Annotated in this window: 21 protein-coding genes and 1 tRNA gene; 4 read left to right on the top strand and 18 right to left on the bottom strand. The window is 65.1% G+C overall.

Annotation, left to right across the window (positions count from 1 at the left end):
• The first annotated feature begins 17 nt into the window (after positions 1 to 17).
• Positions 18 to 893 (top strand): GNAT family N-acetyltransferase, encoded by an 876-nt coding sequence (locus AC1DW9_RS11095; RefSeq protein WP_441489759.1) that lies wholly within the window; start codon positions 18 to 20, stop codon positions 891 to 893.
• Positions 894 to 997: 104 nt separating this feature from the next.
• Here the strand turns inward: AC1DW9_RS11095 and AC1DW9_RS11090 are convergent, their stop codons facing one another.
• The 8 genes from AC1DW9_RS11090 to AC1DW9_RS11055 all read right to left on the bottom strand — a co-directional run bounded on the left by AC1DW9_RS11090 (position 998) and on the right by AC1DW9_RS11055 (position 8265).
• Positions 998 to 1474: an Lrp/AsnC family transcriptional regulator gene (locus AC1DW9_RS11090; RefSeq protein WP_200878107.1), complete on the bottom strand. Its 477-nt coding sequence runs from the start codon at positions 1472 to 1474 to the stop codon at positions 998 to 1000.
• Positions 1475 to 1589: 115 nt separating this feature from the next.
• Positions 1590 to 2984, bottom strand: a complete 1395-nt coding sequence (locus AC1DW9_RS11085) for an aminotransferase class III-fold pyridoxal phosphate-dependent enzyme (RefSeq protein WP_441505931.1) — start codon at positions 2982 to 2984, stop codon at positions 1590 to 1592.
• Positions 2985 to 3033: 49 nt separating this feature from the next.
• Positions 3034 to 3450 (bottom strand): helix-turn-helix domain-containing protein, encoded by a 417-nt coding sequence (locus tag AC1DW9_RS11080; protein ID WP_441489757.1) that lies wholly within the window; start codon positions 3448 to 3450, stop codon positions 3034 to 3036.
• Positions 3451 to 3612: 162 nt separating this feature from the next.
• Complete coding sequence (locus AC1DW9_RS11075; RefSeq protein ID WP_441506010.1) at positions 3613 to 5076, bottom strand: NAD-dependent succinate-semialdehyde dehydrogenase; 1464 nt, start codon at positions 5074 to 5076, stop codon at positions 3613 to 3615.
• 20 nt (positions 5077 to 5096) lie between these two features.
• Positions 5097 to 6023, bottom strand: coding sequence for a 2-hydroxyacid dehydrogenase (locus AC1DW9_RS11070; protein WP_441505932.1), 927 nt, complete (start codon positions 6021 to 6023; stop codon positions 5097 to 5099).
• A gap of 21 nt (positions 6024 to 6044) precedes the next feature.
• Complete coding sequence (locus tag AC1DW9_RS11065) at positions 6045 to 6905, bottom strand: GNAT family N-acetyltransferase (protein WP_441505933.1); 861 nt, start codon at positions 6903 to 6905, stop codon at positions 6045 to 6047.
• A 43-nt stretch (positions 6906 to 6948) separates the two neighbouring features.
• Positions 6949 to 7674, bottom strand: a complete 726-nt coding sequence (locus AC1DW9_RS11060; protein WP_441505934.1) for a cupin domain-containing protein — start codon at positions 7672 to 7674, stop codon at positions 6949 to 6951.
• 330 nt (positions 7675 to 8004) lie between these two features.
• Entirely contained in the window at positions 8005 to 8265 is a 261-nt protein-coding gene (locus AC1DW9_RS11055) for a heavy-metal-associated domain-containing protein (protein ID WP_476776237.1), read from the bottom strand.
• 163 nt (positions 8266 to 8428) lie between these two features.
• Here AC1DW9_RS11055 and AC1DW9_RS11050 point away from each other — a divergent pair, with 163 nt between their 5' ends.
• Both AC1DW9_RS11050 and AC1DW9_RS11045 read left to right on the top strand, forming a co-directional pair.
• A complete protein-coding gene (locus AC1DW9_RS11050) occupies positions 8429 to 8608 on the top strand; it encodes a hypothetical protein (protein WP_476776238.1) in 180 nt (59 codons plus the stop codon).
• Positions 8605 to 9621 carry a 2Fe-2S iron-sulfur cluster-binding protein gene (locus AC1DW9_RS11045; protein WP_441505939.1) on the top strand — a complete coding sequence of 339 codons (1017 nt, stop codon included), beginning with the start codon at positions 8605 to 8607 and terminating at the stop codon, positions 9619 to 9621. The genes AC1DW9_RS11050 and AC1DW9_RS11045 overlap by 4 nt, the downstream gene beginning before the upstream one ends.
• Positions 9622 to 9675: 54 nt before the next feature.
• On the opposite strand, the gene AC1DW9_RS11040 is transcribed toward AC1DW9_RS11045, so the two are convergent.
• From AC1DW9_RS11040 to AC1DW9_RS11010, 7 genes are all read right to left on the bottom strand, one after another.
• Positions 9676 to 10746: an ABC transporter ATP-binding protein gene (locus tag AC1DW9_RS11040; protein WP_441505938.1), complete on the bottom strand. Its 1071-nt coding sequence runs from the start codon at positions 10744 to 10746 to the stop codon at positions 9676 to 9678.
• The gene (locus tag AC1DW9_RS11035; protein WP_441489749.1) at positions 10743 to 11735 is read right to left on the bottom strand and encodes an ABC transporter ATP-binding protein; all 993 of its coding nucleotides are present in this window, start codon (positions 11733 to 11735) and stop codon (positions 10743 to 10745) included. Before AC1DW9_RS11035 ends, AC1DW9_RS11040 begins: the two co-directional genes overlap by 4 nt.
• On the bottom strand, positions 11732 to 13192 hold the full coding sequence (locus tag AC1DW9_RS11030; RefSeq protein ID WP_476776239.1) for an amidohydrolase family protein: 1461 nt from the start codon (positions 13190 to 13192) through the stop codon (positions 11732 to 11734). Before AC1DW9_RS11030 ends, AC1DW9_RS11035 begins: the two co-directional genes overlap by 4 nt.
• 118 nt (positions 13193 to 13310) lie before the next feature.
• Positions 13311 to 14900: an ABC transporter substrate-binding protein gene (locus AC1DW9_RS11025; RefSeq protein ID WP_441489747.1), complete on the bottom strand. Its 1590-nt coding sequence runs from the start codon at positions 14898 to 14900 to the stop codon at positions 13311 to 13313.
• 27 nt (positions 14901 to 14927) lie between these two features.
• Positions 14928 to 15836 (bottom strand): ABC transporter permease, encoded by a 909-nt coding sequence (locus tag AC1DW9_RS11020; protein ID WP_441489746.1) that lies wholly within the window; start codon positions 15834 to 15836, stop codon positions 14928 to 14930.
• Positions 15836 to 16777, bottom strand: a complete 942-nt coding sequence (locus AC1DW9_RS11015) for an ABC transporter permease (RefSeq protein ID WP_069880300.1) — start codon at positions 16775 to 16777, stop codon at positions 15836 to 15838. Before AC1DW9_RS11015 ends, AC1DW9_RS11020 begins: the two co-directional genes overlap by 1 nt.
• An 11-nt stretch (positions 16778 to 16788) precedes the next feature.
• Complete coding sequence (locus AC1DW9_RS11010; RefSeq protein ID WP_476776240.1) at positions 16789 to 18411, bottom strand: amidohydrolase; 1623 nt, start codon at positions 18409 to 18411, stop codon at positions 16789 to 16791.
• A gap of 358 nt (positions 18412 to 18769) precedes the next feature.
• On the opposite strand from AC1DW9_RS11010, the gene AC1DW9_RS11005 reads away from it, so the two are divergent.
• Positions 18770 to 19348 carry a cupin domain-containing protein gene (locus AC1DW9_RS11005; RefSeq protein ID WP_441505941.1) on the top strand — a complete coding sequence of 193 codons (579 nt, stop codon included), beginning with the start codon at positions 18770 to 18772 and terminating at the stop codon, positions 19346 to 19348.
• Positions 19349 to 19504: 156 nt separating this feature from the next.
• On the opposite strand, the gene AC1DW9_RS11000 is transcribed toward AC1DW9_RS11005, so the two are convergent.
• The 3 genes from AC1DW9_RS11000 to glpK form a co-directional block, all read right to left on the bottom strand.
• The gene (locus AC1DW9_RS11000) at positions 19505 to 20404 is read right to left on the bottom strand and encodes an HNH endonuclease (protein WP_441505942.1); all 900 of its coding nucleotides are present in this window, start codon (positions 20402 to 20404) and stop codon (positions 19505 to 19507) included.
• Positions 20405 to 20585: 181 nt separating this feature from the next.
• A tRNA-Gln gene (locus tag AC1DW9_RS10995) sits at positions 20586 to 20659 on the bottom strand.
• Positions 20660 to 20763: 104 nt separating this feature from the next.
• Positions 20764 to 22266: a glycerol kinase GlpK gene (gene glpK / locus AC1DW9_RS10990; RefSeq protein WP_476776241.1), complete on the bottom strand. Its 1503-nt coding sequence runs from the start codon at positions 22264 to 22266 to the stop codon at positions 20764 to 20766.
• Positions 22267 to 22269: the final 3 nt, after the last annotated feature.

Raw genomic sequence — 22269 nt, 5'->3', positions numbered from 1 at the left:
AGATGAGGCTCGCAGGGGTGGATTACAAAACGGCCAAGCGCCCACTTGACTATGCGATCGATATCCGCGCGATGACCGAGGCCGATCTCGGCCAGGCACACCAACTCTCGATCGCCGTCGCCTGGCCGCATCGCCCTGAAGACTGGCGGCTGGTATTCGAGGTCGGATATGGCCTCATCGCCTGCGACCGGATCGGTCGTGCGCTCGGGACAGCGATGTGGTGGCCTTTTGGCGAACATTTCGCCACGATCGGCATGGTGATCACCTCGCCCCGCCTCCAGGCGCGAGGTGCGGGCCGGCGGCTGATGGACACGATCTTCGAACAATCCGGGCAGCGCGATCTGCGCCTGAATTCGACGCGGGAAGGCTACCGGCTCTACCGCTCGCTCGGCTTCGAGCCCATCGGCCGCGTCTTTCAGCATCAGGGCCGCGTCGAGGACGCAGGCCCCGCCACCGATTCCACGATCTCGGTAAGGCCGGTGGTTGTGGATGATCTTGACGCCATCGCCCGTCTCGATGCGATGGCCTATGGCGCGGATCGGACGCGGGTGATCAAGGCCCTGATGCCGCAATCGATCGGGACGATCCACGAACGCAACGGAGAGGCCGTCGGCTTCGCGTTTTGCCGCCGCTTCGGGCGGGGCCATGTCGTCGGGCCGATCGTGGCGGAGGACGATATGGCGGCGATTGCTCTGACCCGGCCCCATGTCCAGGCACATGAGGGCGAGTTCCTCCGGGTCGACACTGCGATGGAGCAGGGCTTGTTCGGCGGTTTCCTCGAATCCTGCGGCATGATGATCCACGACACCGTGACGACGATGATCCGCGGCAACAATCATGCGGCGCGCGGCACGATGCGCACCTTCGGGCTGATCAACCAGGCCCTGGGTTGACGGTTAGATCATCGGACCGGATATCGTATCCTGTCCGGTGATCTAACCTTCTGTGTTTGCATCGGCTTTTCCGAAAACCGCAATCTACTTTTCGGGCCGATGCCTTAAACGTCGAACAGCACAGGCAGCGGATAGCCCGATTTCTGGATCGGCGTCTTGATGACGATGTAGCTGAAGTATTTCGAGATGCCGAGATTGCGATCGAGCAGCGTCTCGATCAGCGACTGGTAATGCGTCAGCCCGCGCGTGACGAACTTGACCAGATAGTCATAGCCGCCGCTGACCATATGGCATTCCACCACCTCGTCGACGCGACGCAAGCCAGTCTCGAAGCGGATGAAATATTCCTTCGTATGGTCCGCCAGCGTGATCTCGGTAAAGACCGTGATCGTCTCACCAAGTTTCTGCAGATTGATCGTGGCTCCATATCCGGAAATGAAGCCGGCTTGTTCGAGCCGCTTCACCCGCAGCAGACAGGGGCTCGGAGACAAGCCGACCGCATCGGCCAGCGTGACATTCGTCACGCGGCCGTTGTTCTGGAGCTCAATCAGAATCTTCATGTCGATGCGATCGAGCCGCACGCCCGGTGTCACCACGAAAGCCTCACCCCAGCCCTCCCCGCGCAAACCCGAACGGCGAGCCACCACTCCGGTGGCGTGAAACTAAACACGTCGCTCTATCCGAGCAAAGCGAGGATCATGCCGGCTCAACCAGTTTCAACTCGGCTGTGACCTCAGGGAGCGCCAGCATGTCGTCCAGCGTCTGGCGCAGGCGCGCGACAATCAGATCGATTTCCGTCTCGCTGCAGCACAGAGGCGGAGCGAGCCCGATGATATCATCGGCGAAGGCGCGGAAGATCACGCCATTGGCATAGCCACGCGCAAAGAGATGGTCGGACAGCTTCGCCGCGCGCGAGAACTTCGCCTTGGTGACCTTGTCGGCAACGATCTCGACACCGGCGAGCAGGCCGCGCGCCCGGACTTCTCCGACCAGGGGATGGTCGGCAAGCGTAGCGAGGCGCTTCTCGAAATAGGCGCCGACGCGCTGGCCGTTGGCGAGGATGCCACCCTCGTCATAGAGGCGCAGCACCTCAAGCGCGACGGCGGCGCTGACGGGATGGCCCGAATAGGTATAGCCATGCCCGATCGGGCCGCCGGCGGCTGCGTTGTCGGCGATGGCGCGATAGACCTTCTCGCCGATCGCGAGCGCTCCGAGCGGGGCGTAACCCGAGGTCAGGCCCTTGGCCATGCTCATCATGTCCGGCACGACGCCCTCCGCCTCGCAGGCGAACATCGGGCCGGTTCGTCCAAAGCCGGTGATGACCTCGTCGGCGACGAAGAGGATGTCGAGTTCGGCCGCAGCATCGCGCATCGCCTTCAGCCAGCCCTTCGGGGGAACGACGACACCGCCCGAACCCTGCACCGGCTCGCAGAAGAAGGCGGCAACGGTGTCAGCACCGAGTTCCTCGACCTTGGCCCGCAGCGTCGCGACGCTGGCTGCGATGACGGCGCCGTCGTCGGAGCCCGCCGGGTTACGATAGGGATAGGGCGAGGCGATGTAGTGCTGCCCCTCCGCCGGCAGGTCGAAATTGGCGTGGAACGCCGGCAGCGCCGTCACGCCGGCCCCCGTCGAGCTCGAGCCGTGATAGCCTCGCTCCAGCGAGATGATCTGCTTCTTCGCCGGTCGTCCGGTGACGTTGTAGTAGTAGCGGATCAGACGCAGCGCGCTGTCGACGGCATCGGAACCGCCGAGAGAGAAATAGATGTGGTTGAGATCGCCGGGAGTGATCTCGGCCAGCTTGGCGGCCAGCCGGATCGCAGGTTCGCTGCCGAAGCCGAAATAGCCGGTCGCATAGGGCAGCTCGCGCATCTGCGCGGCAGCCGCCTCGACGATGCTGTCATGGCCATAGCCGACATTGACGCACCAGAGCCCCGCAAAGCCATCGATCAGTTCGTGACCATCGGCGTCCGTGATGAAGGCTCCGCGTGCCGACTTCAGGATGGTGACGCCGCGCTTCTCATGCCCCGCCCAGTTGGCGACAGGGTGGACCCAATGCATGCGGTCGAGTGCTTCGAGCGAGTTGACGGTCATGGAGACAGGCCTTGCTGGGGGATCTCTGGATCGAGAGGCGGATGACGGATCAGGCAGCGCCGGCCTGCGTATAGGCAGCAGGTTCGGACCTCAGTCGCGTAGCATGCGCCTGCTCGCGCAGGTAGCGGCCCGGCGTGACCCCGCATATGCTCTTGAAATGACGCGACAGGTGGCTCTGGTCGAAGAAGCCCGCCTCGGAGGCCGCCAGTGCCAAGGGCACGCCGTCGCGCAGCAATGACTTGGCGTAACGGATACGCCGGTGGCAGATGAAGCGATGCGGCGTGAGCCCGACCTGATGGCGAAACACCGTCACGAAACGGCAGACGCTCAGTCCGGCGAGAACCGCAATATCCTCAAGATAGACCGCGTCGGTGAAGTGCCGCTCGATATGGGCGAGAGCACGTTGGATACCGGGGCTGATGCGGCCCGAAAGCGCTGCACCGACATTGGAAACTGGCTCATGCATGGACTGGCTCTTCCCTGCTGACGGCCTGGCCGCCTTGCCAGAAGCCTAGGACCGGGCCGCCATGATGTCGGCTTCAGCGGAGGGGCCGACATGGTATCCCCTGCGCATTTCCGAGGCAGCGACAGCACATCATGCTTTCGGTGCTCTGAGCGGCGCCGCCGCTCAGGCTTGCTTCAGCCCGCCCATATGGAAACTCTTGGTCTCCAGATATTCCTCGATGCCGGTTGCGCCGCCTTCGCGCCCAATTCCGGACTGCTTGATGCCACCGAAGGGCGCAACCTCCATCGAGACGGAGCCGATATTGAGCCCGACCATACCGAATTCGAGCCGCTCGCCGACGCGCCAGGCGCGATGCAGGTTCTCGGAGTAGAAATAGGCCGCCAGGCCATAGGGCGTGCCATTGGCGATCTCGATCGCCTCATCCTCATGCCTGAACCGGAACAGCGGCGCGACCGGGCCGAATGTCTCCTCGTTGGCAAGGCGCATCCGTGTATTCGCCCCGGTCAGCACGGTCGGCGCAATGAAGCGGGCAGGATCGAGGCCAGCCTCCCCACCGACCACCCGCTTTGCGCCGAGCGCCAAGGCATCCTCGACATGTGCCCGGACCTTTTCGACGGCCGCGGCATTGATCAGCGGACCGATACTGACGCCATCCCTGCGACCATTGCCGATCTGCATTGCCGATACCGCTCTCGCAAGACGTTCCGCAAAGGCGTCGTGAACGCCGTCCTGCACCAGGATGCGATTGGCGCAGACGCAGGTCTGGCCGGCATTGCGGAACTTGCTGGCGATGGCCCCTGCAACGGCCATGTCGAGATCGGCATCGTCGAAGACGATGAATGGGGCATTGCCGCCAAGCTCGAGGCTGAGCCGCTTCAGCGTGTCGGAGGACTGGCGCATCAGCAGCGCACCGACCCGCGTCGAGCCCGTGAAGGAGAGCTTCCGCACGGCGGCACTGCCGGTCAGCGTCTCGCCGATCGCATTGGGCAGGCCGGTGACGATGTTGATCACGCCCTTGGGGATACCGGCCCGCGCCGCCAGCATACCGAGCGCCAAGGCCGAATAGGGTGTCAGCTCCGATGGCTTGACCACGACGGTACAGCCCGCCGCCAGTGCCGGCGCACATTTGCGGGTGATCATCGCATTTGGAAAATTCCACGGCGTGATCGCGGCAGAGACGCCGACCGGCTCCTTAAGCACAAGGATGCGCCGGTCGGTGGTCGGAGCCGGCACGATGCCGCCATAGATGCGTCGCGCCTCCTCGGCGAACCATTTGATGAAGCCAGCGCCATAGCGCACCTCGCCCTCAGCTTCCGCCAGCGGCTTGCCCTGTTCTGCGGTCATGATCAGGGCGAGGTCACCGGCATGCGACAGCAGGAGATCATGCCAGCGCTCCAGCAGGGCAGCACGCTCGGCTGCGGGGCGCGCGCGCCACGCCGGGAAGGCAGCTTCCGCGGCAGCGATGGCCGCCTGCGTCTCCGCTTCGCCGCAGGCCGGGATCGTCCCGAGCTCGGAGCCGTCGGCGGGATCGCTCACTGCCAGCACCGCGCCCGACGCCGCCCCGACCCACTCGCCACCGATCAGCGCGCGCTGGACGAACAGGCCTGGATCCTTCAGCTGTTCCACGAGCATGGACTGACCTCTCCTCAATAACCGCGCTTGCGGTCCACCAGCCCGAGCAGCGGTTCGCCGGCGCAATGACGTCTCAGATTGTCGAGCACGACGTCGACCGCCGTCTCCGGCTGGGTCATGCTGGCGATATGTGGGGTGATCAGCACGCGCGGGTCGCTCCACAGCACATGGCCGACGGGCAGCGGTTCGGGCGCGGTAACATCCAGGACCGCTGCCGAGAGCTGGCCGCTGGCAAGCGCGGCGAGCAGAGCATCCTGGTCGAGATGGCCGCCACGTCCGGAACTCACCAGCCGCGCCCCGCGCGGCAGTTTTGCGAAGAGCTCGGCATTCAGCACGCCACGCGTCTCGTCGGTCAGGGGCAGCAGGCAGACCAGGATATCGGTGCGGCTGAGGAAATCGGTCATCCCGTCCGGGCCGGCATAACAGGTGACGCCCTCGATCTCGCGGCGCGAGCGGCTCCACCCCGCGACCTGGAAGCCGAAACCTGCGAGCTTGCGACACGCGGCCTCCCCTAGCATGCCGAGCCCCAGGACGCCGACGCGGCGGGTCGAGGCCGGCCACACCCTGATCGGACGCCAGAGCTGGTCGCGCTGCTGGGCGATATACGGCACGAGGTCGCGATGCAGCGCCAGCACGGACATCGTGACATACTCGACCATGCCGTCGACGATGCCGGGTTCGACCATGCGCACGACCGGAAGCTCCGGCGGCAGCTTCGAAAAATCGAACTGGTCGACACCGGCCCCGACCGAGATCAGCAGTTCCAGATTAGGAAACTGCGCCATGATGTCGTCGGGTGGCATCCAGGCAGCGAGATAGCGGATGTCTGCGGGATCGCCGACATCCGGCCAGATGCGGAATGCCAGATCCGGCGCCTTTGCCGCCAGAAGTCTGGCCCATTCGGCACCGCGCGCGGGATCGGATTTGTAAAGCAGCGCCATTGTGTCCGCCTGCTCCGACAGTCAGCCGAGTGCCTGGTTGGCCAAGGCGTAGAGGCGCATCGGCCCCGGTTGGTCTGGCATCTCGCCAAGCACCATCGACGTGACCAGCCCCGCAGGCTTCAGCCCACATTCCGTCAGCCAATCCCCTAGCCCTGAATCCGCCTGGATATCGACACGCAGGAACTGACCGCGCTGTTCATGCAGCCAATGCGCAATCAGGGTTTGAGCATCGTCGCGCTTCATGGCGACGACAGGTCCGATCACCAGGCCGCGACCGAAGCGGCGCAGGATGCTGAAGCCCACGGGCTGGCCGCTGCGCTCCAGCACGATGCACTCGCCGCAGGCGAGCAGCATCTCCAACATCGGTTTGCGCGCCAGCCCGGTGGCCTGCCGGTCGATCCGCTCCAGCATTTCCAGATCCGCTGGGCGACCAAGGCGCAGCGACATGCCAGCTTGCAGGACGGGCGCCGCGATCGCCGGCGCATCGCCCTGATGTTGCTGCACCCCACCGCAGGGAACGAAGCCCAGCTTCGCATAGAGCGGCTCCCCGGCGGCAGTGGCATTGAGCATCAGCGAGCGCCCCTGTGCCTGCTCGAACAGCGCCTGCATCAGCCGTTTGCCGATGCCCCCACCCTGATGGGCGGGCGAAACAATGATCATGCCGAGCGTGGCATGGCTCTCACCATAGGGCCACCACAGTGCCGTCGCGACGATCTCCTCGCCGAGCGTCGCGACGACGCCATGGCCGAGGCCGATCACCATCTTCCAATCCTCGGCGCGATGCGGCCAGTTCACGGCGCGCGACAGCGCATGGCAGGCCAGTGCGTCGGCCGTCGAGATCTCGCGCAGAAGCAGCGTCTCTTGAGGGGCGGTAGCGGACATCATCGGTTCCATGATCAGAGGCATCGGCCGGACAGTCGCGGGCTTAGCCGCGGACCTCCTGCACGACGTAGAATTTGGCGACATGAACGCGGCTTTCCCATGCGCAGGGCGTCTCCCGGACAACGAAGACGCTGTCGCCTTGCTCGACACGTGTGACGCTGCCATCGGCCCCCGTGAGATCGACGCTGCCTGCGACCAGATGCATCAGCTCATTGACGCGATGCGGGCGCGAGATGCGGTGATAGGGCGTCGAATCCCAGGTGCCTGCCCGGAAGCGCGAGGCCTCGTCGGTAAAGGCGTTGAAGCTGCGGCATTGCGGCGTCGGGCCGATGAGCACCTCGACCGGCGGCGCCGCCGAGGGCGAGAGGGCGGCCTCAGCCAGAATTTCCTGCAATCCAGGCGCGGCCGAGGTCGCACCGGTCATGGCGCAGAAGACGAAGCGCGCACCGGGCATCGCTTCGATCCGCAACGCGGCGCCGCACGCGATCACGGCCCCGCGCCCGGGTGTCAACTCCAGGGCGGCCTTACCGGTCTCGGCAAGACGCAGCAGCCCGGCGACGACAACCAGGAATTCGGTGTGAGGAAATGAGACGCTCTCGCAAGTCCCCTCGAACGTGGCGCGGCCCGCGGCCATGGAATCGGGGCCGGTCCACGCAATCTCGCGGCCCGCGGCAAATGGGTCGGCCGCGCTTAGCCTCGTCGTGACGTGGCTGATGGCAGGCTGCGCGCCCTTGGCGCGGTCAAGCACTATGATTGCGGGCGATGTCATCTGTGGAGCCGTCCAGACGTTTCTTGCGACAGTTCCAGAGCTAAGGCCAAAGCCGCCATGGGGATTGGACCATCTTTCCGGGCGCCGGCTTCCGCCCGGTCCCGTATCGGCCGCACGCCCCCAGGGAATGGGAAGGTCGGCTTACACAAGCGCAGCAGCAACCGCCCCACCCCGCGCCTGAACCGGATGGGGACGGCATGATCTGCTGAGCGCCTGTCATTTTTCGAGACAGCGCGGCCAAGCAAAAGGCCGCGGCATTCGCCGCGGCTGTCACGATTTCAAGGAGCCTTGCCGAACGCGAGCGGAGGCCGGATTTCCGGCCTCACGTGCTCAGGCGTGGGCAGGCGCAGCGTCCGGCGTATAGCCGGCCTGGGCGATGATCTCGCGAACCCGGGCAAGATCGGCACCTTCGACCGAGACGAGGCGAGCCTCCGGGTTGGCACTGACCTTGGCGCCGGGGATCGAACTCTCGATGGCGCTCTTGATGGTGCCGGCGCAATGGCCGCAGGTCATATCCTCGACACGAACGGAAACGCCGGAAACGGCAGCGGAAGCAATCTCGTGGTCATGAGACTGGTGAGCTTGGCACATGGGAAATCTCTCCTGAAGGAATGAGCGCAAAATCAGTGTCGGCCCTTGCCATATGGCAAGGTCAAGCCCGGATTTTCTCCCCACGACAGGTCCTCGGCCGCTTGACATTCCCACTATGGGAAGCCGCACCGCATTGAGCGTTCGTCCAATCAAGGTGGCGCAGATGACGGTAATCATTCAGTCCGAACGGCGGTCAGCGCGGAGGCCCCTGGTCGCGGTCGGGGACATCACCTCGCCCAGGGCCGACCGCGTCGAGAAGGCCCAGCGCCTGCGCCGTTTCTCGCCGCCAATGGCCGGCGCTGCGGTGGCGCCGCTCGTGCCTCAGCAGGTACCCGCTCGATGACCGCAAACCACACCGTCCACATCGCCAACCTCGCGACCGAAATCACCGTCGCGGCGGATATGACGATCCTGAAAGCGGCCCAGCTTGCCGGGTACGCCTATCCCTATGGCTGCCAGGTCGGGCGCTGCGGCGCCTGCAAGTCGAGGCTTCTCTCGGGCGAAGTCGAGCTGCTTCCCCACACGCCCTTCGCGCTCACCGCGGCAGACACGGAGCGCGGCTTCGTTCTCGCCTGCCGCGCCCAGCCGCGCAGCGATTGCGGCATCGCCTGGCTTGGCAGCGACACGGCCGGACATCCCCTGCGCGAGGTTTCGGGACGGGTCGTCTCGCTGCAACGCCCGACGCCGGATATCTCGATCCTGCGCGTCGAATTGGAGGGAGAGCCGCTCGCCTTCACGGCCGGCCAATATGCCGAACTGCATTTCGCAGGCTGCGCGCCGCGCAATTATTCGATGGCGAACGACCCGGACGAGCCGCTCCTCGAGTTCCACATCAGGCATGTCGCCAATGGTGTGACCAGCGGCCATGTCGCGAGCGGGTTGCAGGCGGGCGATCCCGTCCGGCTGCGTGGCCCGATGGGCACGGCGCATCTGCGCGCAAGGCGGACCGGGCCAATCCTCGCCGTGGCGGGCGGAACCGGGCTCGCCCCGATCCTGTCGATCCTGCACAGCGCTGCGCGTCTGCACCTGAAACAGCCGATTCGGCTCTACAATGCCGCGCGGGCTGAGCATGATCTCTATCAGGAGGCCACGATCGCTGACCTCGCCAACCGGCTCGCCGATTTTACCTATATCCCTGTCCTGAGCGACGGACCGCCGCTCGGTGCTCGCCTTGAAGCGCTTGCCGAACTCGAGGGCGTGACAGCCTATGTCGCCGGCTCGCCCCGCCTGGTTGATGACGCCGTCGCAGCCATGACGCGCCGCGGACTTGACCCGGCTCACGCCTATGCCGACGCCTTCTTCACGGCAGCGGACCAAGCATGCACAAACGGCACGGAGATCGCGGTCCGGGCGTGACGGCAAGACGAGGACAATCGGTGTGCGTGGACCGCCTCAGACGCCAAGCCTCGCTCAGTTCACCTGACGACGGTGCGCCTCATAGAGCGCGAGGCGCCTGCGCCGGCTCGGCGATTCCTCCCGGGCCGCAGCCGCGTGGCTGAAGGTCGGCACAGTCTCGGCAAAATGGCACGCGGCGCTGTGCCCCGCGCCGACGGCACGAAGGCTCGGCACGTCACTGCGGCAGCGCTCCTGCGCGAGGGGGCAGCGCGTATGGAATCGGCAGCCCGCTGGCGGATTGAGCGGGCTCGGGACATCGCCCCCCAGCACATTCCACGCCTCGCGCCGGGTCGGGTCCGGCTCCGGAGCCGCGGACAGCAGGGCCTGCGTGTAGGGATGGCGCGGATTACCGTAGAGGTCCTGCTTGCTCGCCAGTTCGACGACCTGCCCGAGATACATCACCGCCACGCGATCGGCCATGTGCTTCACGACGGCGAGGCCATGGGAGATGAACAGGTAGGCCAGGCCGAATTCCTTCTGAAGGTCCTTCAGCAGGTTTACGACCTGTGCCTGGATCGAAACGTCGAGAGCCGACACCGGCTCGTCGCAGACGATGAGCTTCGGAGACAGGGCCAGGGCCCGGGCAATGCCGATGCGCTGACGCTGGCCACCCGAGAACTCGTGCGGATAGCGCGCCGCATGATAGGGAGCGAGATCGACCCTCCGAAGTAGTTCCAGCACGCGCGCACGCCGCGAGGCCGCCGTGCCCTCGCCATGGACCAGCATGGGCTCGGCAATCAGCTCCTCCACCGTCATGCGCGGATTCAGGCTGGCATAGGGGTCCTGGAAGACGATCTGCATATTGCGACGCATGCTGCGCATGGCCGCTCGGTCGAGATGCGTGATGTCGCGACCTTCGAAGCGCACGCTTCCCGCCGTGGGCTCGATGAGCCGCATGGCAAGACGCGCGGTGGTCGACTTGCCGCAGCCGCTCTCACCGACGATCGCCAGGGTTTCGCCTGGATTGATCTGCAGGCTCACCCCGTCCACGGCACGGACCGCACCGACCTGCTTCTTCCGGATCAGGCCCTTGAAGACGGGGTAGTGCTTGGTCACGTCCTCAAGTTCGAGCAACGGTACCGTCATACGAACTCCTCCAGCGGGGCCTTCCGACAGGCGACGAGATGGGTCGGGCCGATTTCCCCGAGCACCGGCATCTCCGCCCGACAGCCGTCATCCGCAAACGGACAGCGCGGATTGAAGCGGCAGCCTTGCGGCAACCGGAAGGGCGGAGGCACGACGCCGTCAATCGCGATGAGCCGCGCAACGTCCTGGTCCATGCGTGGCATCGAGCCCATCAGGCCGATCGTGTAAGGGTGCTGCGGATCGTGGAACACGTCCTTGACCGAGGCCCGCTCGACCACTTTGCCGGCATACATGACGGCCACTTCGTCGGCGACCTGGGCGACGACACCGAGGTCGTGGGTGATCAGGATCATCGACATGCCCGTCTCCTCCTGCAACTCGCGCAGGAGCCTGAGAATCTGGGCCTGGATGGTGACGTCCAGCGCCGTGGTCGGCTCGTCCGCGATCAGCAGGGCCGGCTTGCAGGTCAGCGCCATGGCGATCATGACCCGCTGGCGCATGCCACCCGACAGCTGATGCGGATACTCGTCGAAGCGTCGCTCGGGCGACGGAATGCGCACCCTGCGCAGCGCCTCGATGGCCTCGTCGCGCAGATCGCGGGCGGAGGCCTTGCGGTGCGCGCGCAAGGACTCGACGACCTGATACCCCACTGTGTGCACCGGGTTGAGGCTGGTCATCGGCTCCTGGAAGATCATGGCGATGCGGTTGCCACGAATGTCGCGCATCTCGCTCGGCGGCAGCTTCAGGAGGTCGCGCCCTTCGAACAGGATTTCGCCGCCGGCATTGCGTCCCGGAGGCGGCACGAGGCCCATGATCGACAGGGACAGCATGCTCTTGCCGCAGCCGCTCTCCCCCACGATACCGAGCGTCTTGCCGCGCTCGAGCGAAAGCGAAATACCGTCGACCGCCCGCACCGTCCCGTTGAGGGTCTGAAAGGCCGTCGTCAGATTGCGCAGCTCGATGATCGGTGTGGCCGTGGCCGGGCTCATGAGCGGGCCTCGGAAGTTCGATGCCCGGCTTCGGGAAAGGTCAGGGGCGAGTAATCCGTCACCGGGCGGCCGGCCCAGTCATTCCTCGGAGCGGCCGCTTCGGTCCGCTTCTGGGCTTCGTGCAGGCGCCTCGCAGCGGCGGGGTAATCGATGGTGAGGACCTCGCCACCGTTCACGACAAGCCGGCCATCGACATAGACGCGATCGACCGCGCGCTCGGCCGCTGCGTAGATCAGGCTGCGAACGGGATCACGCCGCGGCTGCATCATGGGATGGGCGAGATCGACGAGCACGAGGTCCGCCTTGCAGTCAACCGCGAGCCGGCCGATATCGCTGCGCCCCAGCGCACGGGCGCCAGCGACCGTCGCAGCCTCGAACAGGTCGGTCGTGCTGAGCGTGCGCGGGCTCTCCGCCATCAGGCGCGCGACATAGGCCGCGTTGCGCATTTCCTCGAGCATGTTGTGGGGATAAGTGTCCGTCCCCAGGCCGATATTCACGCCGGCGCGCCGATAGCGCCCGAAATCACGCAAGGCGATGCCCCGCCGCATGAAGACGGTCGGACAATGGGCGACCGTCGTGCCGGTCTCGGCCAGGAGATCGAGATCGCGGCGACTGTGCCAGGCGTTGCGCGGGTAGTCGTCGAGGAAAATGGCGTGACCGACGATGCTCGTGGAGCCGAGCACGTCGAGCTTCTCGAGCCACTGGATCGGCGAGACGCCATGCCGGCGCGTGATCTCATGGAACTCGACCGTCGACTGCGCCGCATGGATCTGCCAGCGCAGCCCGCGTCGGCCGGCCTCAGCATAGCTTTCCTTGATCAGCCCCTCGCTGCAGGTGTCGATCTGGGCGGGGCATACCATGCCGAACAGGCGCCCCGAGGGGTGGGCCTCGGCCTTGGCGATAACCTCGAAGGCGTGCGCCATGGCGTCGGCACCGGCCTTCTCGTCCCACTCGTATTCGACGACATAGCCATTGCGCGTATGCCAGCGGGCCGAGCGGAACATCGGAGCGAGGCAGACGCGCATGCCGCTCTGCGCCGCGAGGTCGAGCCAGTCCGGATGCGGCACCGACAGATCCGCAACCGTCGTCACGCCGGAGAGCAGCAGCTCGGAATAGGCGACGCGCACGCAATCCGGCACCGCCTCGGCATCCGGACGCAGGATCGGCATGAACTCGTAAAGCGAGGAATTGTAGAGCGCCGGCGAACCGAGCTCATCCAGGAAGCCCTTGTTGAGGGGTTCGCTCGACGGATGCGAGTGAATATTGACGAGGCCGGGCATGACCATTCGCCCCTGCCCATCCACGGTCTCGTCCGCCGGGCCGTCATAGCGCTCGCCGACGAAAAGGATCTTGCCATCCTCGAAGGCAACATCCGCGCCGTAGAGATAGACGTGACCGGCAGCCTGGGCATCCCAGGCCACGACGACATCCGCATTCCTGATGACCGTGATCGTCATGGCATCATCCGTAGAGAGAACAGAGAAGGCGCCCGGGCCGAAGAACGCGCGCGAGAACCGCGCGGCCGACCGGAGCAGGAGATGCGGCGCGGGTCTCCCCCGCGCCGCATCGAAGCGCTCAGCGCTTCAGCTTGATGTCGAGGCCCTTGTAGAGTCCTGCGCCATAGACACCGTGGGCACGCACGCCCTCGACGCGATCGCCCGAGACAACCCAGAGCGGCTGCGAGACGAGCGGCACCCAGACATTGGCTTCGGTGAGCTGGGTCTGGACGGCGCCAATCGCCTGCTTGCGCCTGTCGGCATCGACGGCCGTTGCCGCAGCCTTCAGCATCTCGTCGGTCTTCGGGTCCTTCCAGTTCATCCGGTTCGGGGTCGGCGCCTGGCGGCTGTTGAAGTAGAGGTTCAAGGCCTCGGTCGCCGTCACATAGGGATAGGCCATCACGAAGGCGTCGAATTCCTGCGTGGCGAGCTTGCCCCAGGCGACCGTCGCATCCCAGAGTTGGATCTTCATGTCGATGCCGACCTTGCGCAGGTCGGCCTGCATGGCCTCGGTGATCCGCGGATTGACGTCGTTGCGGATGCCGTAGACCGTGAAGGTCGCCTTCTTGCCGTCCTTCTCGCGGATGCCGTCGGCACCAGCCTTCCAGCCAGCCGCATCGAGGAGCTTGGCCGCCGCGGCCGGATCATATTTCGGCATCTTGGAGGCCGCGCCCTTGTCGAAGTCGAGGACGCTGGCATTGAGGAGTGCCGGCAGGGTCTGGCCCTTGCCGAAGAAGATCGCCTTCGCGATGGCGTCCTTGTTGACGGCCATGTTGACCGCCTCGCGGATCACGCCCTCGCTGGAGATGGGCTTGTCGACCTTGAAGCCCATGAAGATGTCGTAGATATAGTTGTCCTGCCGCTGCACCTGCATGCCGGGCATACGCTGCATCGTATCGAGCGCGATATAGGGCATATAGTAGGTGACGTCGGCCTGCTTGGCCTGGATCGCCGCCATCAGCGTATTCGACTCAGGAATGATCTTCCAGACGATCTCGTCGATCTGCGGCTTCGGATCCTTGTAGATCGGCGGCCCCCAGGTGTAGTGGGGGTTCTTCTTCATCACGAGTTCCTGCCGCGGGGTCCACTTCACCCAGCAATAGGGTCCCGTCGCGTTGAAGCCCTGCACGCCGAAATTGGCGCCGAGTTTCTCGACCGCGTTCTTGTCGACCACCGAAGCGAAGGACAGGCCGATCTGGAAGAGCAGGTCGCTATAGGGCTCCTTCAGCTCGTAGACGACGGTCGCATCGCCCTCCGCGCGGATGTCCTTGACCTGACCGCCGCGGAACGACACCGGCGACTTGTTGGCCGGATCGGTCCAACGCTTCAGCGAATAGACAACGTCCTCGGCTGTCATCGGACGACCGTCGCAGAACTTCACATCGGTGCGCAGCTTGAACGTGTAGGTCGTGCCGTCCGGAGAGACCGTCCACGATTCCGCCAGGCCGGGCTTGATCGTCTTCATGTCGAAATCGACGCTGACCAGCGTGTCGGCCAGCATGTAGAGCGCTTCGGCCGCAGCCGTCGATGTCGAACGAATCGGATCGTAATTATCGGCGTCGATGACGCGCAGGATCGACAACGGTGCCTTCTGCTGGGCGCAGGCGGGAGCTGCGGTGGCAGCAACAGCGGCGGCGCTGCCGAGAAGCAGTGCGGTAAGCCTATTCATGTGAGGGAACCTCCGGAAATTCTGCGTCTATTTGCGCAGCTTGGGATCGAGAGCATCGCGCAGCGCGTCGCCGAGAACGTTGAAGGCAAGCACGACCACGAAGATGACGAGGCTTGGCAGGACGGAGACATGCGGCGCGAAGAACAGGAAGTTGCGGCCGTCGGCCGCCATCGCGCCGAGCTCTGCCGTCGGCGGCTGCGCGCCAAGGCCGAGGAACGACAGGGCCGCGCCGAGCAGGATGACCTGGCCGAACCGCAGCGTGACGAAGACGAAGATCGCCGACAGGCAGTTCGGCAGCAGATATTTGAAGATGATGCGTGCGTCGCTCATGCCGAGCGAGCGCGCGCTCTCGATATAGTCCTGCTGCAGCACGACGATGGCTGAGCCGCGCACGACGCGCGCCATCAGAGGCACGGTCGCGATCGAAAGCGCGATGATCACGGCCGTGAGCCCGGGACCGAAAATGGCTGCGATGGCCAGTCCGAACAGGATTGCCGGAAAGGACAGAAGCACGTCCATCAGGCGCATGAGCAGGCCCGACACCCGCGTGTAATAGGCCGCAACGAAGCCGACGAGGCCACCGAGCGCACAGCCGAAGACGACGGAAGCGAACCCCATCAGCAATGTGGTGCGCAGGCCGAAGAGCAGTCGCGTGATCATGTCACGCCCCTGCCCGTCCGTTCCCAGCAGGCCCATCTCGCCGGGCGCCTTCAGGGTATTGGCGAGATCGCCGCCATAGGGGTCCGACGGCGCAAGCCAGGGCGCGAAGATCGCCCCCGCGATCACCAGCACCACGAGCACCAGCGAGATGCAGGCGCCGACATCGCTGACGAGCATTCTCAGCACCGACGGGCGGCGGACGATGAAGTCTTCGGTCGCTGGCGTCGGCAGCGATTCCGCCTGCCCCTTCGCGAGCGTCTGCGTGATGGAGCTCATCAGGCGCCCCTCACTCTCGGGTCGAGCACGGCATAAAGCACGTCCACGGCAAGGTTGATCAGGATGAAGCCGAGCGACAGCACGATGATCGTGCCCTGCGCCATCGGCAGATCGCTCGACAGGATCGCGCCAACGGCCAGCCGGCCGATGCCGGGCCAGCTGAAGACGGTTTCGGTAACGACGGCGCCGCCGAGCAGGAACCCGATCTGCAGCCCGATCAGCGTCACGACCGGAACGAGCGCATTGCGCAGGGCATGCCGCATGACCACGGCCCGTTCGGTCAGCCCCTTGGCGCGGGCCGTCCTGACGTGATCCGCTCCCAGCACGTCGAGCACCGAGCTGCGGGTCATGCGCGCGACGGGGCCGACGAAGACGCCGCCCAGCGTGATGGCAGGCAGGATGATCGCGAGAAAGCCGTCCCAGGTCCAGAAGGGCCCCATCCGACCGGTGAAAGGCAGCAGCGGATACTTGAAGCCGAGCAGCCAGATCAGCGCCAACCCGAGGAAGAACACCGGCAGGGAGACGCCTGCGACCGACACCGCCATGATCGCGCGATCAAGGATCGAGCCGCGGAAATAGGCGCCGACCGTGCCCATGGCGATGCCCAGCGGAATGGCCCAGATCAGGGAGGCGACCATCAGCTCAAGCGTCGGCCCGATCGTGTTGCCGAGCTCCTGGACGACCGGCACGTTATTGATGATCGACACGCCGAGATCGCCCTGCAGCAACCGCCCGACATAGATCAGGAACTGTTTCCAGAGCGGCTGGTCGAGCCCGAGGTCGCGGCGGATGGCCTCGACGATGTCCTGTGTGGCGGTTGGCCCCGCTCGCACCTGCGCAGGATCGGTCGGGACCACCTGCATGAGCAGGAAGCCCAGCAGGAGAACCCCCAACAAGACCGGCAGCGCGAGCAGCAGCCGTTGCAGCGTGTGCCGCAGCATTCGGCTTCCCCCTACTGCGCTGCGGCTGCGAACTGGCCGAGCCGGTCATAGACCACCTCGCCGCCCAGCAGCGTCAGATCGCAGCGCGCATCCATCTCCACGGTCTCGACCGGAGAAGCGAAGATGTCGTGCGACAAAACCGCGATATCGGCGAGCTGCCCCGGCACGAGACGCCCCATGCGGTCCTCGGCGAACTGGGTATAGGCGCCGATCGCCGTATAGGCATGGACGGCCTCCTCCATCGTCAGGCGCTCCGCCGCACCGATCACCGTGTGGCGCTTGGTCTGGCGCGTGACCATCGTGAAGAGGTTCTTGAATGGGTCCGTGGCGCAGACCGGCGCATCCGAACTTGCAGCGGGATGCACACCGGCATCGAACCATTTGCGCATCGGATAGGAGGCGTCAGCCCGTTCCTGCCCGAGATTATGCACGTAGAGATCGCCGAACTCGTAGATGAACACCGGCTGCGGCACGGGATCGATTCCGGCAGCTGCCATGCGGGCGAGCTGGCCGTCGGTCAGGAAGCCGCAATGCTCGATACGGTGGCGACGCCCGAGGACGGGGTGCTCGGCACTGTCCGCCTGCTCGATCCCCGACAGCACCTGCTCGATCGCAGCGTCGCCGATGGCATGAATCGCGAGCTGGTAGCCGAGCCTGTGATAATGCGCGAGGTAACCGTGCATGTCCTTGTCGGAATAGATGAAGATGCCGCGATTGTCGGGGTCGCCGACGCGATAGGGCTGGCTCATCGCCGCCGTCAGACCACCGGCGCTCCCGTCACCGAACACTTTCATGGCGCCGTAGCGCAGCAGGCCGACCTCCCGCCCGAAGCGGTATCCGGCCGCGTGCGCGGCATCGCCGATCCCGTCGGCATTGCCATAGATGCAGACCCAGGTCCGCACCGGCAGGCGGTTGGTGCGGGCCATCTCCTCATAGGCATCGATCTCGGCCATGCCCGCCAGCATGCCGACACCGGCATCCATCACGCTGGTGAAGCCCTGCGACAGCATGTAGTGGCCGGCCTGCTCGATGGCCGTCGTCAACTCCGCGTGGCTGGGTTTCGGCATCGCCTCGACGATCAGGCGCATGGCGCTTTCAGCCAGAAGGCCGGTGAGCTTGTTGTCGCGCCGCTCGATCAGGCCGCCATCGGGGCTCGGCGTGTTGTGGCCGATGCCGGCCTTGCGCATAGCCTGGCTGTTGACGACGCCGACATGGCCGCAGGTGCGCTTGATATAGACCGGATTGTCGGGCGCCACCTGATCGAGTTCGTCGGCGGTGGGATGGCGGCCCTCGGCCAGTTCATTGTGATCATAGCCGCGCCCGAGCACCCACTCGCCTGGCTTCTTCGTCCTGGCCACCGCCGCAACGCGGCGCAGGACCTCGTCGATGCTGCGTACGCCCTCTTCCGGCCGCAGATTGATTTCGTTCATGCTGACGCCGAGCGGCAGCAGATGCATATGCGCATCGTTGAGGCCGGGAATCGCAACGCGACCGGCCAGATCGATGACACGCGTGCCCGCCCCCCGCATGCTCGAGATCTCCTCAGCCGAACCTGCCGCGAGGACTGTGCCGTCCCTGACCGCCAAGGCCTCGACGAAACCCTCGGCCAGACCGCAGAAGATGCGGCCGTTCAACAAGACGGTGTCCGCTTGAAACATAACCTTACGCTCACTGCTGCATTGTAATGATTGACACCGCTGCGCGCGCAACTTGCCAGACGCAAGCAAACGCGTAGCGTAACGCAGATTTAGCGCACTAAATCCACGACGTTCAGCTCTGTCAGATAATGGAATATGCTCTAGGCAGCCGTCTCGAGCCGCAGAAACTCTTCCATCCTTGATATTTCCTCGGAGTCATTTTCTTATTGGATTGGGGCTAGCATTGCTCAGAATATTTAACAGCGCAAGGGGCGCTGAGCAGGCAAGCGCTGCAGGCTGTGCGGATCAGGTTGCAGGCATTGCGTGATGGAACGAAGACGGGCGGAGACCGGTCATGAGTTTTGACGTGGGTGGAAGATTGAAGGAAATCAGGGCGTCTGCCGGGCTTTCGCAACGTGAATTGGCAGCTCGCTCGGGCGTGACGCACAGCCTGATCTCGCTGATCGAGCAGAATCGGAACAGTCCCTCGGTCGCGTCCTTACGCAAGATTCTCGACGGCATCCCGATGTCGATGGTGAATTTCTTTGACGAAGAGCGCGTGCCGCGAGGCAAGGTGTTCTTCGAGGCGGACGACCTTCTCGACCTGACATCGCGCCTGCATCAGGTCAGCGGCGGCAGCGGCGAGGGCCGCATGTCGTTCCGACAGGTCGGCGACGCCAAGGCGCATAACCTGCAGATCCTGCATGAATCCTACGAGCCCGGCGCCGATACCGGCGTGACCATGCTGAAGCACGATTCCCATGAAGGCGGGGTGGTCCTGTCGGGAGAGCTCGAGATCACCGTCGGCGAACAGATCAAGATCCTTGGCCCCGGCGATGCGTATCTCTTCGACAGCCGCACCCCCCATCGCTTTCGCAATATCGGCGCGACGCGATGCGAGGTCGTGAGCGCCTGCACGCCGCCCTATCTTTGAGGCCTGGGCGCGATTGGCGGCGCCTCGCCGGAGGAGGACCCAGGATCGTCGATGGTCGTTTTCAAACGCCTCTGCGCGCGAGATCAAAGGACCTCGGCCGCTTTGCTGCCGCCGCGTTGATCGATCGCGCAGGCGAAGGGCGACTTGGCAATCTCGTTACTGCTTGAAGCAGGTCTCGCGGTGCCAATTGAGGAAGTGAGGATGCGGACGCTCAACGGGCCGCGCGGGCGCAAATGCGCGGCCGCTTCGGTTCACGAAGGCGCGGATGCCTTCGACGTCGTTCGCATGTCGCGAGACCAGAATGTCCAGGTCATCGGACAGACTGATCAGCCCGCGATCGAACATCCAATGCGCCGTTCCCGAAAGCGCAAGCCCATTGCTGACGATGTCCGGCCCGTTCGCCTCCACGGGGCGAATATGAGCGGCAGCGACCTCGGCACGACCGCCACCATTGATCAGCCTGAGTCCAGTGATCGCACAGCGCTCACCATAGGCCCGCAACACCGTTCGGCGAAATGCTCGATCGCGCACGATCCGCGAGAGCGCGATCGTCAACCGCTCTCGGGCTTGATCGAAGACAAAGGGAGCCTGCTCTTCCGCAAGCCCGCCGGCGACGTTCGGGTCATCGCTTCGCGGCAGGAGTGGCTCCGCATCGTCGAGGCCGAGGGCGAGAACACGGTTGAAGTCGGCCGATGAGATCGGCCGCACTGCGGCTTGTGCTCGCCCCGATATCCGGCCCTCGTCGTTTAGGACGCCGCGCTCGATGACACCGCTCTCGTCAGCGAAGGGGACCGGATTGGCGAAGTCGAGATAGCTGTTAGGCTCGATCACCGCGATGAACATGTCGTGTGCGGCTGGGTCGGGAATGACCTGCTGAACTTTGGCGATGGCAAAGTATCCGCGCGTATTCGCCACTTTGCGCGGCTCGTAGTAGACGATCCAGTCACTGACGCAGGCTTGAACGCGACCAAGATATTGCCGCGGGAACTGATATCTCTCAGCCGGGCTGTCATCGTAGATCGAATCGTATCGGTGGATGAAGACGCCAAACCCCATGGCCGTTGATAGCGCTGTGTGACGCCCCGACGCTAGTCTCCTGTCGGGAGCGGCGCGCGAAAAGCGGTGTTGCCGTACCCTTCAATGAAGGCATCGGAGGTCAGCGGGCGGACATCCGTTTGGATGGCAACCAGACCTGAACAGCTGAGTTCTTGGATCTTCAAAGAAAGCCACTGAAAAGTGGCTGGGGGACTAGGATTCGAACCTAGACAACCAGAGTCAGAGTCTGGGGTCCTACCGTTAGACGATCCCCCAACGGCGCGAACGCCTTCGTTGGTGAGGCGCGGTCTAAACAACCCGCGCCCGCATGGCAAGCCCATTGTGAGCAATCTTGTGCATGAAGGCGACGGGGCCACCTGTCAGCCTGTACTCAGCGTCCTCCGCACGCTGTCGCGCCAGCCCATGACCAGCTTTTCGCGCTGGCTTTTCGCCATTCCGGGGACAAAGCGCCGTTCAAGCCGCCAGAGATCCGCAAACCGATCCGGCTCCGGCAACAGCCCTGCATCGAGGCCGGCGAGATAGGCGGCTCCCAAAGCCGTCGTCTCCAGCACCTCCGGCCTGTCGACAGGTAATGCGAGAATGTCGGCGAGCCGCTGCATGGTCCAGTCGGACGCGACCATGCCGCCATCGACGCGCAGCACCGCGGCGCCCTGCCCGGCGTCCGGCCAGTCGGCACGCATCGCGTCGAGCAGATCGAGCGTCTGGTAACAGACGCTTTCCAGCGTCGCCCGCGCCAGCTCGCGCGGGCCGCTGTTGCGGGTGAGCCCGAAAATAGCGCCACGCGCCTCGGCGTCCCAATGCGGCGCACCGAGCCCGACGAAAGCCGGCACCAGGTAGACCGCCTGGGTCGGATCGGCCGCTTCGGCAAGCGGCCCGGTCTCGCTTGCCGTCTCGATGATTCCGAGCCCGTCGCGGAGCCATTGCACAGCCGCCCCCGCGACGAAGATCGAACCCTCCAGCGCATAGGTGCGCTCGCCGCCGAGCTGATAGGCGATGGTGCTGAGCAGCCGGTTCTGGGATGCCACCGGCGTCGAACCGGTGTTCAGCAGGGCAAAACAGCCGGTGCCATAGGTCGACTTCACCATACCGGGCGTGAAACAGGCCTGGCCGATCGTCGCCGCCTGCTGGTCGCCGGCCATGCCACGTACGGGGATCGCCGCGCCGAAATGGTCGGGCAGCGTCTCGCCGAACAGGCAGGCGCAATCGCGAACCTCCGGCAGCAACGAGCGGGGAATGTCGAACAGCGCGAGCAGGTCCTCGTCCCAGATTCCGCGCCCGATATCGAACAGCATGGTGCGCGCCGCATTGGTCGCGTCGGTTGCGTGGACGGCTCCGCCTGTCAGGCGCCACAGCAGGAAGCAATCGACCGTGCCGAAGGCGAGTTCGCCGGCTTCCGCCCGCCGGCGCGTGCCCGGCACATTGTCGAGCAGCCAGGCGATCTTGGTCGCCGAGAAATAGGGATCGATTCGCAGGCCCGTCCGGCTCGAAACCAGCGAATCATGGCCTCGCTCGCTGAGCTCGGCGCAACGCGGCGCCGTCCGCCGGTCCTGCCAGACGATGGCGCGGTGGATCGCCTGCCCGGTCCTGCGGTCCCAGATCAGCGTCGTCTCGCGCTGGTTGGTGATGCCGATCGCGGCAATGTCCGCGGCTGAGAGCCCGCCCTTGCTGACGGCCTCGCGGCAGGTCGCCAGAACGCTTTCCCACAGATCCTCGGGCTCATGCTCGACCCAGCCCGAGGCCGGAAAATGCTGTGGGAACTCGCGCTGCGCCGATGCCACAGCCCTGAGCGCACCATCGAACAAAATCGCGCGCGACGAGGTCGTCCCCTGATCGATCGCGAGAATATAGCGTGCTCCGGCCATGGC

Source organism: Allobosea sp. P4_E12, assembly GCF_056401655.1.
Note: the sequence above shows the minus strand (reverse complement) of the source record. Positions and strands in the feature narration are given on the sequence as shown.

Excerpts from the sequence above, each read along its gene's own strand:
- AC1DW9_RS11050 (WP_476776238.1), top strand. The coding sequence starts at position 8,429 with ATGACGGTAATCATTCAGTCCGAACGGCGGTCAGCGCGGAGGCCCCTG.
- AC1DW9_RS11025 (WP_441489747.1), bottom strand. The coding sequence starts at position 14,900 with ATGAATAGGCTTACCGCACTGCTTCTCGGCAGCGCCGCCGCTGTTGCT.
- AC1DW9_RS11080 (WP_441489757.1), bottom strand. The coding sequence starts at position 3,450 with ATGCATGAGCCAGTTTCCAATGTCGGTGCAGCGCTTTCGGGCCGCATC.
- AC1DW9_RS11005 (WP_441505941.1), top strand. The coding sequence starts at position 18,770 with ATGAGTTTTGACGTGGGTGGAAGATTGAAGGAAATCAGGGCGTCTGCC.
- AC1DW9_RS11020 (WP_441489746.1), bottom strand. The coding sequence starts at position 15,836 with ATGAGCTCCATCACGCAGACGCTCGCGAAGGGGCAGGCGGAATCGCTG.
- AC1DW9_RS11065 (WP_441505933.1), bottom strand. The coding sequence starts at position 6,905 with ATGTCCGCTACCGCCCCTCAAGAGACGCTGCTTCTGCGCGAGATCTCG.
- AC1DW9_RS11085 (WP_441505931.1), bottom strand. The coding sequence starts at position 2,984 with ATGACCGTCAACTCGCTCGAAGCACTCGACCGCATGCATTGGGTCCAC.
- AC1DW9_RS11060 (WP_441505934.1), bottom strand. The coding sequence starts at position 7,674 with ATGACATCGCCCGCAATCATAGTGCTTGACCGCGCCAAGGGCGCGCAG.
- AC1DW9_RS11055 (WP_476776237.1), bottom strand. The coding sequence starts at position 8,265 with ATGTGCCAAGCTCACCAGTCTCATGACCACGAGATTGCTTCCGCTGCC.
- AC1DW9_RS11000 (WP_441505942.1), bottom strand. The coding sequence starts at position 20,404 with ATGGGGTTTGGCGTCTTCATCCACCGATACGATTCGATCTACGATGAC.
- AC1DW9_RS11035 (WP_441489749.1), bottom strand. The coding sequence starts at position 11,735 with ATGAGCCCGGCCACGGCCACACCGATCATCGAGCTGCGCAATCTGACG.
- AC1DW9_RS11040 (WP_441505938.1), bottom strand. The coding sequence starts at position 10,746 with ATGACGGTACCGTTGCTCGAACTTGAGGACGTGACCAAGCACTACCCC.
- AC1DW9_RS11045 (WP_441505939.1), top strand. The coding sequence starts at position 8,605 with ATGACCGCAAACCACACCGTCCACATCGCCAACCTCGCGACCGAAATC.
- glpK (WP_476776241.1), bottom strand. The coding sequence starts at position 22,266 with ATGGCCGGAGCACGCTATATTCTCGCGATCGATCAGGGGACGACCTCG.
- AC1DW9_RS11030 (WP_476776239.1), bottom strand. The coding sequence starts at position 13,192 with ATGACGATCACGGTCATCAGGAATGCGGATGTCGTCGTGGCCTGGGAT.
- AC1DW9_RS11015 (WP_069880300.1), bottom strand. The coding sequence starts at position 16,777 with ATGCTGCGGCACACGCTGCAACGGCTGCTGCTCGCGCTGCCGGTCTTG.
- AC1DW9_RS11070 (WP_441505932.1), bottom strand. The coding sequence starts at position 6,023 with ATGGCGCTGCTTTACAAATCCGATCCCGCGCGCGGTGCCGAATGGGCC.